Raw genomic sequence first — 12,449 nt, forward strand, 5'->3', positions numbered from 1 at the left:
GTGCTACCATGGTTTTCCACCTGACCGGCCCGGCACCATGATTCCGTTTGAAGTCCTGCTCGCTTTCCTCGCCGCCTCGGCGCTGATCACCATCGCGCCCGGGCCGGACAACCTGATGGTGCTGTCGGTCGGCATCAGTCGCGGACGCACCGCCGGGATCGGTTTCGGGCTGGGCTGCGCGCTGGGGTGTTTTGTCCATACGCTGTGGGCCACGCTGGGCATAGGCGCCGTGGTGCTGGCCTCGGAAGAGACCTTCACCACGCTGAAAATGGCCGGTGCGGCCTACCTTGTGTACATCGGCATCCAGGCCTGGCGCCATGCAGGAAAGATGGCCATGATCCAGCTCGATCCGGCGGCGGCGGAGCCGTTGTCGGTGCACCTGCGTCGCGGCTTCATCGCCAATGTGGTGAACCCGAAGGTCGCCCTGTTCTTCATCGCCTTCCTGCCGCAGTTCGCCGACCCGACGCGCGGCGCCGTGTGGCCGCAACTGCTGCTGCTGGGAGCGCTCTTTGCCGCGCTGACCGTGGCGATCTTCGGCACCCTGGGCTGGTTTGCCGGAAGCGTCGGTGCGCGCCTCCAGAAGAAGCCGGTTCTGGCGGTCTGGCTCGATCGTTGCGCGGGCGCCATCTTTTTCCTGCTGGCCCTGCACCTGGCGACTTCCGGCCGCTGAAAGCCGGCCGCCGGTTTCGGCTGCCGCGTCAACCTCGCGTGTTCGACTGCAGCGAAAACTCCGCCAGTTCGATCTTCGCCGCCGGTTTCCAGCCCTTCTTGCGGTGTTCCGCAACGATGTTGGTGAATATTCCCCCACGCACGTAAAAGCGGGCAGCGAGTCGCATGAAGCGCGGCTGCGTGGCGCGCACCAGGTCGTCAAGGATGCGGTTGGTCACATCCTCGTGGAAATGGCCCTCGTCGCGAAAACCCCAGATGAAGAGCTTGAGGCTTTTGAGCTCGACGCAGAGTTTGTCGGCGACGTAATCGAGGGTCAGCACGGCGAAGTCCGGCTGCCCGGTCTTGGGGCAAAGACAGGTGAATTCCGGGATTTCCATGTGGATCTGGTAATCCCTGTGCGGCGCCGGATTGGCAAAGGTTTCCAGGAAGGTGGAACGGGTCCGGGCGGAGGGTTTTGGCATGCTCTGGGGCCGCAGGTAAGAGGGGCGGGACGGATTATAATGGCGCGCCAGATCCACGGCTTCTTCGCGATCATCTTTCCGGTTCATCCCACGTGCGTCTATACAAGCTGAAACTCTCGGGCTTCAAGTCCTTTGTCGAGCCCACCACGGTGCTTTTTCCGGGCCAGCTGGCCGGGGTCGTCGGTCCCAACGGTTGCGGCAAATCCAACATCATCGATGCCGTGCGCTGGGTGCTGGGCGAATCCAAGGCCTCGGAACTGCGCGGCGAGTCGATCCAGGACGTGATCTTCAAGGGATCGGGCAATCGCAAGGAAGTCTCCCGCGCCGCGGTCGAACTTCACTTCGACAATGCCGCGGGTCGCGCCGCCGGCCAGTGGAGCCAGTACGCCGAGATCACCGTCAAGCGCGTGCTCGACCGCGAGGGCAATTCCAGCTACTACATCAACAACCTGCACGTCCGTCGCCGCGACGTGATCGACCTCTTCCTCGGCACCGGCCTGGGGCCGCGAGCCTACGCCATCATCGGCCAGGGCATGATTTCGCGCATCGTCGAGGCCAAGCCCGAGGAACTGCGCTTCTTCCTCGAAGAGGCGGCCGGCGTCACCAAGTACAAGGAACGCCGCCGGGAAACCGAACATCGCCTGGAAGACGCCCGCGAGAACATCGCCCGCGTCGATGACATCCGCAACGAACTCAAGAAGCAGGTCGAGCACCTTCAGGCGCAGGCCGCCGTGGCACAGCAGTATCGCGGCCTGCACGAGGAGATGTCGCGCAAGCAGACCCTGCTCTGGCTGAAGAAACGCAATGACGCACGCAGCGACGGCCAGCGCCTGTCGCGCCAGGTCGAGGAAGCCGTCACCCGGGTCGAGGCCGAAACCGCGCAGTTGCGCGAAATCGAAGCACGCGTCGAGCACTCGCGCGAGAGCCACTATTCGGCGTCCGATGCGCTGCATGCCGCGCAGGCGGAAATGCATGCCGCGACCAACGAGGTCGGCCGGCTGGAAAGCGAATTGGGCCATCTGCGCGATTCACGCAGCCGGTTGGAAACGCGGCTGGCCCAACTGGGTGCTGAACAAAGCCACTGGAGCGGCCAGCAGGCGACCCTGGCGGAAGATTCGGCGCGCTGGAACGCGCTTCTGGATAACTCCCGCAATCGTGTCGCCGCCGCTGCCGCGCGCCACGAGGAGGCTGCCGCGCGCCTGCCGGAGTGCGAGGACGCGGTGCAAAGTGCCGGCGGCGATGTCACCGAGGCCCGTCGCGCCCTGAGCGAGGCCGAGCAGGCCTTGCGCCTGGCCGAGGCCGATCGCGGTCATGCCCAGCGCGCACTTGAAAATCTTGCCCAGCGGCGCGGCCGGCTGGAACAGGACAAGCAAGCGCTCGGCGCGCCCGACCCTGCGCAACTGGCCGCGTCGCGCGAGGCCGAGGCACGCGGCGCCGAAGCGCTCGACGTGGCGCAGGAACGCCTGACCGAACTGCAATCCACCGTGCCTGGAGCGGAAGCCGCGCTGCGCGCGGCACGCGAATCCCTGCAGGCGGCGCATCGCGGCCTGACCGAATCCCGTGCCCGCCACGATGCCTTGGCCCAGCTGCAGGCCAAGGTGGCCAAGGGCGGGGAGATCGGTGACTGGCTCAAGGCGCGCGGGCTCGCCGAAGCGAAACCCCTGTGGCAGTCGATCCAGGTCGAGGCGGGCTGGGAAACCGCGGTCGAGGCGGTGTTGCGCGAGCGCTTTTCGGCGCTGGCCGCCGATCCCGAAACGCTGCGTGCGGCGCTGCAATCGCCTCCACCGGCGATTCTGACCCTGGCCGTGACTTCCGCATTGGCGGCAGCAAGTGCGCCGATGGAAAGCCTGCGCGCCAAGGTGCGCTGCGAGGATGCGCGCTGGAACGGCGTGCTCGACGAATGGCTGGCCGAAGTGTCGGTCAGCGAGGATCTCGCGGCCGGCTTGCCGCTGGCAACTGGTTGCCGCGTTTCGCGCGCGGGCCATTTGCTGACGCCGGCCGGCCTCACGCTGTATGTCCCCGATGCCAAGACCCACGGTGTCATCGAACGCCAGCGCGAGATCGACGATCTCGCCGCGCAACTCGACGCGCGTGCCGAAGCGGAAGATATCGCGCGCGCGCGCCAGCAGGGCGCGGAACAGGAACTGGCCGAGTTGCAGGTCCAACTGACGAGCGCCCGGCGTGCCCTGCAGGAAGCCCAGCAGGCCCTGCACGCTGCCCAGGTCGAGGCGCTGAAGCTGGCCCAGGCCCAGGCGCGCTACGAGGAACGCAGCGCGCAGATCGACCGCGACCTGGCAGAGTTGCAGCGGCAGGAGGAAATCGAGAAGGCGCGCATCGGGCGCGCCGACGACGAGGGAGAACTGCAGCGCGAGCGCCTCAGCGCCGTGCGCGAGCGCGTCGAGCGCGCCATCGACCTGCACCGGCAGAGGGACATGGCGCTGCGCGACGCGCGGGCGGTCGAGACCCAGCTCGGGCGCGAGTTGCAGGAAGCCGGGTTTTCCGAGCGTGAATGCCTCTCCAAACTCGATGACAACGGCCGCGCGGCGGCGACGGCCAGCAGCCAGTTGCAGCGCATCGACGCCGAAACCGCGGCGGCGCGCACCGAGGTCGCCGGCATCAGCGACACCGTGCTGCAGGAACAACTGCATGCGGCGCTGGATGCGCGCGGCATCAAAGAGTCGGCGCTGGCGGAACGGCGCAACGTGCTCGAAGCGGCGGCCGGCGAACTGCGCAACCTCGACGAACAGCGCCTGCGGCTGGAGCAGGGCCTGACGCCGCTGCGCGACAAGATCAGCGACTTGCGGCTCAAGGCCCAGGCGGCGCAGCTCAACGAGGAGCAGTACCGCGAGCGCCTCGCCGAAGTACGCGTCGTCAGCGAGGCGGACGAAGCCCCCTTCCTCGGCGAACTTTCCGCGGGTGGCGCCGATAGGCTCAAGGACAGCGTCCTGCAGGGCGACATCGCGCGGCTCACCGCCGAAATCGAAACGTTGGGCCCGGTCAATCTTGCGGCGCTGGAGGAACTCGCCACGGCGTCCGAGCGCAAGAGCTTCCTCGATGCGCAGTCCGCCGATCTGGCCGAGGCCATCGGCACGCTGGAGGACGCCATCCGCCGCATCGACCGCGAAACCCGCGAGCAGTTGCAGGAGACCTACAACACGGTCAACCTGCATTTCGGCAACCTGTTCCCGCAGCTCTTCGGCGGCGGCGAAGCGCGGCTGATACTGACCGGCGACGAAATCCTCGATGCCGGCATCCAGATCATGGCGCAACCGCCGGGAAAGAAGAACACCACGATCCACCTGTTGTCCGGCGGGGAGAAGGCGCTTACCGCGATCGCCCTGGTGTTCGCCATCTTCAACCTGAACCCGGCCCCGTTCTGCATGCTCGACGAAGTCGATGCACCGCTCGACGATTCCAACACCGTGCGTTTCTGCGAGATGGTCAAGCGCATGTCCGTGAATACGCAGTTCGTCTTCATTTCGCATAACAAGATCGCCATGGAAATGGCGCAGCAACTGATCGGCGTGACCATGCAGGAGCAGGGCGTGTCGCGCGTGGTGGAAGTCGATATCGAAGAGGCGCTGCGCCTCGCCGACGAACAGAAAGTGGCTTGAGCATGCAAATCAGCGATCTGCAAGTTGCCCTGATCGGCGCCGGCGCGGTGGGCGTGGCAATGGTCTGGGGCTACAACGTCTGGCAGGACCGCCGCCATCGCAGGGATGCGGAGCGCATCTTCAATGGCCGGCAGCCCGATGTGCTGCTCGACGGCGAAGCCGGCAAGACCGATGGGCCCGAGGATGGCGACGCGGGGCGTCGCGAGCCGAGCTTTTCCGAGCCGGGCGGGGAATTCAGCACGGCGACGGAACGGGGTGCGCCCGATTCCGCCGCCGTGGACCTGCCGCCTGTCTCCGCGCCGTCCCTGCAATCACTGCCTGCGGAGTGGGCCGACGAGGTGGTTGATTGCGTGTTGCGCATGACCGCCGCCGAGCCGATTCCGGCGCCGGTCGTGTGGGCCATGCAGAATGTTTGGGCCGCCGACTGCGGCAAGGCGATGCACTGGCTGGTGTGCAACGCTGGTGCCAGCGCCTGGCGCCTGATCGATGCGAACGACAGCGGTCGCTATGGCGAATGGGCGATTGCCCTGCAGCTCGCGGATCGTCGCGGTGCGCTGTCGGACGGTGACCTGGCGCGCTTCTTCGACGGCGTGCAACAGGTAGCGCTGCAGACCGGTGCCACGCTGGAGCTTCCCTCGCGCGGTGAAACCGTGTTGCGCGCCGCCAGCCTCGATGAATTCTGCGCGGCGGTGGATATCCAGTTCGTGCTGCATGTGGTCGAGGCCGGCGGTGGCGTGTTCCCCGGCACCAAGCTGCGCGGCGTCGCCGAGGCGGCGGGGCTGGTGCTGGAAAGCGACGGTGTGTTCCGCGCCCGCGAGGCGGCCGGGGGCGAGCTGTTTTCGGTGGCCAACCTTGGCGCCGAACGCTTCGATGCCGAAACGCTCAAGACCCTGGCGACCAACGGGCTCACCCTGAGCCTGGACGTGCCGCGCGTCCCCGATGGCGTCGCCGCATTCGATCGCATGCTGGACACGGCGCGACTTCTGGCGGCGGCGCTGGGCGGCGTTCTGGTGGATGCGCAGCGCGCGGCGCTGGCGGACGCCATGATCGCCGCGATCCGCGCCAAGACGGCGGAACTGCAGCAGCGCATGAATGACGGCGGGATCGTTCCCGGCAGCGTGCGGGCGCTGCGCCTGTTTTCATAGACTCGACCGGCACGATGGATGCTGCACAGCGCGTCGCGGCCCTGCGGCGTGAAATCGAGCGGCACGAGCATGCCTACTATGTGCTCGACGCGCCGACGATTCCCGACGCCGAGTACGACAGGCTGTTTCGCGAACTGCAGGCGTTCGAGGCGGCGCATCCGGACCTGGCTACCGCCGATTCGCCAACGCGGCGAGTCGGCGGCAGGCCTCTGGTTGGGTTCGCCCCGGTGCGGCATGTCGTCCCCATGCTGTCGATCCGCACCGAGACCGATACCGAGCCTTCCGGTGCGCAGGCCTTCGACGCCCGCGTGCGGCGCGAACTTGGCCTGATCGAATCCGATCCGCCCGTCGAGTATGCGGCCGAGCTCAAGTTCGACGGCCTGGCCATCAACCTGCGCTACGAGTCCGGGCTGCTGGTGCAGGCGGCGACGCGCGGCGATGGCGAGACCGGCGAGGACGTGACGCAGAACATCCGCACCGTTCGTTCCATTCCCTTGCGCCTCCGCCCCGATGGAAGTGCCCTTGGGGCGCAGCGTGGCGTGCCGCCGGTGCTGGAGGTGCGCGGCGAGGCCTTCATGAGCCGCCCGGACTTCGAGCGCTACAACGCCAGGCAGCGGGCCCTGGGGCGGGCGCCGCTGGTGAACCCGCGCAACGGCGCCGCCGGCAGCATCCGCCAACTGGATCCGGCCATGGCTGCCGAGCGGCCCCTGTCCTTTTATGTCTACGGGCTGGGCGAAACGCGGGGCTGGGAACAGCCGGCCACGCATGGCGCCGTGCTCGATGCGCTGGGTGCGCTGGGTTTGCCGGTTTGCGAGCATCGCGCTGTAGTGTGCGGAGCGCAGGGCCTGATTGCCTTCCATGCGCGCATGCGCGAACTGCGCGATGCGCTGCCCTTCGACATCGACGGCGTGGTGTACAAAGTCAATTCGCTGGCGTTGCAGCAGCGCCTCGGCTTCGTCACGCGCGAGCCACGCTGGGCAGTGGCGCACAAGTATCCGGCGGAGGAAATGCTGACCGCGGTGGAGGCGATCGAGGTCCAGGTCGGACGTACCGGCGCCATCACGCCGGTGGCACGCCTGGCGCCGGTCTTCGTCGGCGGCGTGACAGTCACCAATGCCACCTTGCACAACGAGATCGAGGCGCGCCGCAAGGACGTGCGCGTCGGCGACACGGTGGTCGTGCGCCGGGCCGGCGACGTGATTCCCGAGGTGGTGTCGGTGGTGCTGGAGCGGCGGCCGATGCGGGACCTCCCGGGCGACGAGCCCTTGCATCCGGCCTTCGAACTGCCGAAATCCTGTCCGGTGTGCGGCTCGGCGATCGAAAGGCCGGAAGACGAGGCGATAGCACGCTGCACCGGCGGCCTGATCTGCCCGGCGCAGCGCAAGCAGGCGCTGCTGCATTTTGCCGGGCGCCGCGCGATGGACATCGAAGGGCTCGGCGACAAACTGGTGGAGCAACTGGTGGACAACGCCATCGTCAAGACGCCGGCCGACCTCTACAAGCTTGGCCTGCTGGCGATGGTCAATCTCGAACGCATGGCCGAGAAGTCCGCGGCGAACATCCTCGAGGCGATCGAAAAGAGCAAGCAGACCACCTTGGCGCGTTTCATTTTTGCATTGGGCATCCGCAATGTCGGCGAGGCGACGGCGAAGGATCTTGCGCGCCACTTCGGCGCGCTGGATGCGCTGGTGGCCGCCGATGTTGACGCCCTGCAGCAGGTGCCCGACGTCGGTCCGGTGGTGGCCGCGTCCATCGCGCGTTTCTTCGCCGAGCCACATAACCTGGAAGTGATAGAGCAGTTGCGCGCCGCCGGGGTGTCATGGACAGAGGGCGAGCCGTCCGCGGTGGTCAATTCGCCCATCGCCGGCAAGACTTTCGTTCTCACCGGCACCCTGCCGACCTTGACGCGCGACGAGGCGAAAGACATGATCGAGGCGCTGGGCGGCAAGGTCGCCGGCTCGGTATCGAAGAAGACCGATTACGTGGTGGCCGGCGCCGAGGCGGGCTCCAAGCTCGACAAGGCGCAGGCGCTGGGCGTTGCGATTCTGGACGAAAGTCAATTCAGGGAGCTGTTGCAAGCATGAAGAAAGTCATCAAAACCGTTTTGGCTACGGGCGCCAATCGAAAGACGATTGGCTTAATCTCCGCTGCGCGGGCGTTAGCTTTCACCGAAGACCGCCTTGAAAGGGAATGGAAATGAAAAAAGTCACCAAGGCGGTCTTTCCCGTGGCGGGCCTGGGCACCCGCTTTCTGCCGGCGACCAAGGCCAGTCCGAAGGAGATGATGCCGATCGTCGACAAGCCGCTGATCCAGTACGCGGTGGAAGAAGCCGTCGCGGCCGGGATCACCGACATGATCTTCGTCACGGGCCGCTCCAAGCGCGCCATCGAGGACCATTTCGACAAGGCCTACGAGCTGGAGAGCGAACTCGAACAGCGCGGCAAGACCGAGTTGCTGGAGTTCGTGCGCAACATGATTCCGAAGAACATCAACTGCATCTACATCCGCCAGCCCGAAGCGCTGGGTCTGGGCCATGCGGTGCTGTGCGCCTATCCGGCGGTGGGCGACGAACCCTTCGCCGTGTTGCTGGCCGACGACCTGCTCGATGGCGATCCGCCGGTGATGAAGCAGATGGTCGATGTCTATGACTACTACCGCGGCTCGGTGATCGGCGTGCAGCAGGTCGCCCGCGAAGACACGCCCAGCTACGGCATCGTCGAATCGAAACCGATGACCGATACCCTGGAACAGATCGTGCGCATCGTCGAAAAGCCCAAGCCCGAGGATGCACCCTCGACCCTGGCGGTGGTTGGCCGCTATGTGTTGACGCCGCGCATCTTTCACCACCTGGCGCGCATCGGCAAGGGTTCCGGCGGCGAGATCCAGCTCACCGACGGCATCGCGGCGTTGCTTACCGAAGAACAGGTGATGGCCTATCGCTACCGAGGCACGCGCTACGACTGCGGCTCCAAGCTGGGCTACCTTGAGGCGACCGTGGCCTTCGGCCTGCGCCATCCGGAAGTGGGTCCGCAGTTCGCGACGATGCTGAAGAACCGGAAATGAATCCGCAGGAAGCGCGCCGCATCCTTGACGAAGCGGACCCGATCTGTTCGGCTGAAGAGTCGGCGCTGGCGGTACGGCGGGTGGCGGCCGAAATCGGCCAGCGCCTCGGAAAAGCCAATCCGCTGGTGCTGTCGGTGATGGGCGGGGCGGTGGTGTTTACCGGCCAGCTGCTGCCACAACTGGATTTCCCGCTCGACTTCGATTACCTGCATGTCACGCGTTATGGCAACGTCACCACCGGCGGCGAACTGGAATGGATAGTCAAGCCGCGCTCGGCCGTCGCCGGGCGCGTCGTGCTGGTGGTCGATGACATCCTCGACGAAGGCGTGACGATGGCTGAAGTCGCCACGCACCTGAGAGCACTGGGTGCGCAGGAGGTCCTGTGCGCCGTGTTCGCTGACAAGGACCTAGGTCGGGCCAAGCCAATCGTCGCCGACTTCATCGGTGTCCACGTGCCCAATCGTTACGTGTTCGGCTACGGCATGGACGTCAAGGGCGCCTGGCGCAATCTGCCCGCCGTGTATGCGGTGAAGGGCCTGTAAGGGCAGGTCACCGTTGCGCGAAGGAGGTGTTCGCCGCAAGCGCTTGCGTAAGTGCAACAGTTTTTTTTGCGTGGAGCCGCGCAGGGCTTGCAAGTTGCGCGGAAATAGTGGAACAATGCGGCTTTCCAAACCAAAGGGGTACTCGATGAACAAGAGCGAACTGATCGATGCAGTAGCCGAGCGTGCCGAACTGTCGAAGGCCGCAGTCAACAAGGCAATCGACGCGATGACCGAAGTGATCACCTCCGTAATCGCCAAAGGCAATCCGGTTGCCCTGATCGGTTTCGGCACATTCAAGTCCGTGATGCGTTCCGCACGCACCGGCAAGAACCCGAAGACCGGCGCGCCGCTGAAGATCGCCGCCAAGGCCGTACCGAAGTTCTCCGCTGGCGCCGGCCTCAAGGCCGCCGTGGCTGGCAAGAAGCCCGCCGCGAAGAAGGCTGCCGCTCCGGCCAAGAAAGCCGCCGCCAAGCCCGCCGCCGCGAAGAAGCCCGCCGCCAAGAAGAAGTAATCCTTCCGGCATGTAAAAAAGGCAACCCCCGGGTTGCCTTTTTTTTCGCGACGCCTGAGCGGCCGGTATCCGGCGGATGGGGCGTGCCCTTCAGTCGAGCACGTGGGACACCAGGCCGTCCGCCAGCTTGGGTTCGAACCAGGTCGATTTCGGCGGCATCACCTCGTTGCTGTCGGCGACCGCCATCAACTGATCCATGCGTGTGGGATGCAGGGCGAATGCCACGGCCATTTCGCCCGAGTCGACGCGCTTTTCCAGTTCGGCAAGGCCGCGGATGCCGCCGACGAAATCGATGCGCTTGTCGCGGCGCAGGTCGGCGATACCCAGCAACGGGCCCAGCACGTGATCGGACAGCAGCGACACGTCGAGGCTGGCGACCGGATCCTGCGGTACCAGCGCAGGCTTGATTGAAAGCCTGTGCCATTTTCCGGCGAGGTACATGCCGAACTCGCCGGGGCGCGACGGATGCACCCGCTGCGCGCTGGCTTCCACGCTGAAGGCGCCGCTCAGCTTCTGCAGCAGCGATGCTGCGTCGAGTCCACGCAAATCCTTGACCACGCGGTTGTAGTCGAGGATCTTCATCTGGTGATGCGGGAAGATCACGGCCAGGAAGGAGTCGGCCGAGTTCGTCCGACCCTGCTGGTGGCGCGCCGCGGCGACACGCGAGGCGGCCGCCGAACGGTGGTGGCCGTCGGCAATGTAGAGCGCCTTCATCGCGGAAAACGTTTCGGTGATGGCGGCGATCGCCGCGGGATCGGCCAGCACCCAGATCTGGTGGCGGATGCCGTCGTCGGCGGTGACATCGGAGTCCGGCGTGCCGCGGGCGATGGCGTCGATCAGTGCATCGGCGGTGGCCGAGGTCGGATAGGCAAGCAGGACGGGCCCGGTCTGGGCATTGAGCGCCTCGATCTGCCGCACGCGGTCGTCTTCCTTGTCGGGCCGGGTGAATTCGTGCTTGCGGATGCGGTTGCTGTCGTAGTCGGCGACGTTCGCCGCCGCCACGATGCCTGTCTGGACATGGTCTTCGCCGCTTTCACCAATCGCGCCGGGCATGGTCAGGCGGTAGGCGTAGTAGCAGGGCGCCGAATCGCGCACCAGGATGTCGGCGTCGAGCATTTTCCGCAGGTTTGCGGCGGCCTTGGCATAGACCTCCGGCGCATAGGGGTCGGTGTCGCGCGGCAGGTCGATTTCCGGTTTGGAGATATGCAGGAAGGACCAGGGCTTGCCGGCAGCGCGGGTTCTCGCCTCGTCGCTCGACAGCACATCGTAGGGAGGGGCGGCGATGGCGCTGGCCTGGCCGGCAGCCGGGCGCAGTCCGCGGAAGGGTTGGATCAGGCTCATGGCGGTGGCTCAGGAATTGGCGGGTTGGGGAATGACGCTGCGTAGGGCCGCGTCGGCCTCGCGAATCATGGTCTCGGTGGTCGCCCAGTCGACGCAGGCGTCGGTGACCGAACAGCCGTATTTCAGTTGCCCATGCAAGGCCGGGTCGTCGGGAATCGGCTGGTTGCCGGCTTCGATGAAGCTCTCGATCATCAGGCCGACGATGGAGCGATGTCCGCTCCTGCGCTGGTCGCGGATCTGGTTGATGCAGTCATGCATCACCAGCGGTTGCAGGTCCGGCTTCTTGTAGCTGTTGGCATGCGAGCAATCGACCACGATGTTGTGCGGCAAGTTCGCCTTGGCCAGTGCATCTTCGGCCAGCGCGACGCTGACCGTGTCGTAGTTGGGCCGGCCGCCGCCGCCGCGCAGCACCAGGTGGCCGTAGCGGTTGCCGGCGGTGCGTACCACGCAGGAACGGCCCTGCATGTTGATGCCGAGGAAGCTGTGCGGGCTGCCGGCCGAAATGATCGCATTCACCGCGGCGTCGAGCGAGCCGTCGGTGCCGTTCTTGAAGCCGACCGGCGTTGAAAGTCCCGAGGACATTTCGCGATGGGTTTGCGACTCGGAGGTGCGCGCGCCGATCGCGGTCCACGCGATCAGGTCACCCAGGTACTGCGGCGCGATCGGGTCGAGCGCCTCGGTGCCGGCCGGCAGCCCGAGCTCATTCACCGCCAGCAGGAATTCGCGCGCCTTGTGCAGTCCTTCCTCGATGTGGAAGGAATCGTCCATGCGCGGATCGTTGATGTAACCCTTCCAGCCGGTGGCGGTACGCGGCTTTTCGAAATACACCCGCATCACCAGCTGCAGGGTGCCGGCCACTTCGTCGGCGAGTTTCTTCAGACGCCGCGCGTAATCGATGCCGGCGACCGGGTCGTGGATCGAACAGGGGCCGACCACGACGAAGACGCGAGGGTCGCTGCCGTCGAGGATGCCTTGCAGGGCGCGCCGTCCCGCCAGCACCGACTCGGCGGCGGCATCGGACAGAGGCAGGCGGGCATGGACTTCCTCCGGCGTGGGCAGGAGGTCGAAGGCTTCGATGTTGAGGTTTTCGGTTTGTTGCATGT

The 12,449-nt window shown here is 66.1% G+C and carries 9 protein-coding genes and 1 pseudogene; 7 read left to right on the forward strand and 3 right to left on the reverse strand.

Going from position 1 to position 12,449, the window contains the following annotated elements:
* Positions 1–37: 37 nt before the first annotated feature.
* Positions 38–670 carry a LysE family translocator gene (locus tag J0M27_RS03545; protein WP_294987522.1) on the forward strand — a complete coding sequence of 211 codons (633 nt, stop codon included), beginning with the start codon at positions 38–40 and terminating at the stop codon, positions 668–670.
* 28 nt (positions 671–698) lie between these two features.
* Here J0M27_RS03545 and queF read toward each other — a convergent pair whose 3' ends face one another.
* Complete coding sequence (queF, locus tag J0M27_RS03550) at positions 699–1,130, reverse strand: preQ(1) synthase (protein ID WP_294987524.1); 432 nt, start codon at positions 1,128–1,130, stop codon at positions 699–701.
* Between the two features lie 92 nt (positions 1,131–1,222).
* Here queF and smc point away from each other — a divergent pair, with 92 nt between their 5' ends.
* The 6 genes and pseudogenes from smc to J0M27_RS03580 all read left to right on the forward strand — a co-directional run.
* A complete protein-coding gene (gene smc, locus J0M27_RS03555; RefSeq protein WP_294987526.1) occupies positions 1,223–4,744 on the forward strand; it encodes a chromosome segregation protein SMC in 3,522 nt (1,173 codons plus the stop codon).
* A gap of 2 nt (positions 4,745–4,746) precedes the next feature.
* Positions 4,747–5,889 (forward strand): cell division protein ZipA C-terminal FtsZ-binding domain-containing protein, encoded by a 1,143-nt coding sequence (locus J0M27_RS03560; RefSeq protein WP_294987527.1) that lies wholly within the window; start codon positions 4,747–4,749, stop codon positions 5,887–5,889.
* Between the two features lie 14 nt (positions 5,890–5,903).
* Positions 5,904–7,973 carry an NAD-dependent DNA ligase LigA gene (gene ligA, locus J0M27_RS03565; protein WP_294987529.1) on the forward strand — a complete coding sequence of 690 codons (2,070 nt, stop codon included), beginning with the start codon at positions 5,904–5,906 and terminating at the stop codon, positions 7,971–7,973.
* A gap of 112 nt (positions 7,974–8,085) precedes the next feature.
* Entirely contained in the window at positions 8,086–8,952 is an 867-nt protein-coding gene (gene galU / locus J0M27_RS03570) for a UTP--glucose-1-phosphate uridylyltransferase GalU (protein ID WP_294987531.1), read from the forward strand.
* A complete protein-coding gene (locus J0M27_RS03575; protein WP_294987532.1) occupies positions 8,949–9,494 on the forward strand; it encodes a hypoxanthine-guanine phosphoribosyltransferase in 546 nt (181 codons plus the stop codon). The genes galU and J0M27_RS03575 overlap by 4 nt, the downstream gene beginning before the upstream one ends.
* Before the next feature lie 145 nt (positions 9,495–9,639).
* A pseudogene (locus J0M27_RS03580) lies at positions 9,640–9,906 on the forward strand (HU family DNA-binding protein); the annotation flags it as partial.
* 189 nt (positions 9,907–10,095) lie between these two features.
* Here J0M27_RS03580 and J0M27_RS03585 read toward each other — a convergent pair.
* Complete coding sequence (locus J0M27_RS03585) at positions 10,096–11,346, reverse strand: DUF1015 family protein (RefSeq protein ID WP_294987534.1); 1,251 nt, start codon at positions 11,344–11,346, stop codon at positions 10,096–10,098.
* Positions 11,347–11,355: 9 nt separating this feature from the next.
* Positions 11,356–12,447, reverse strand: a complete 1,092-nt coding sequence (locus J0M27_RS03590) for a 3-deoxy-7-phosphoheptulonate synthase (protein ID WP_294987536.1) — start codon at positions 12,445–12,447, stop codon at positions 11,356–11,358.
* Positions 12,448–12,449 lie beyond the last annotated feature (2 nt).

The sequence above is a fragment of the Sulfuritalea sp. genome (assembly GCF_017302275.1).
Taxonomy (GTDB): domain Bacteria; phylum Pseudomonadota; class Gammaproteobacteria; order Burkholderiales; family Rhodocyclaceae; genus Sulfuritalea.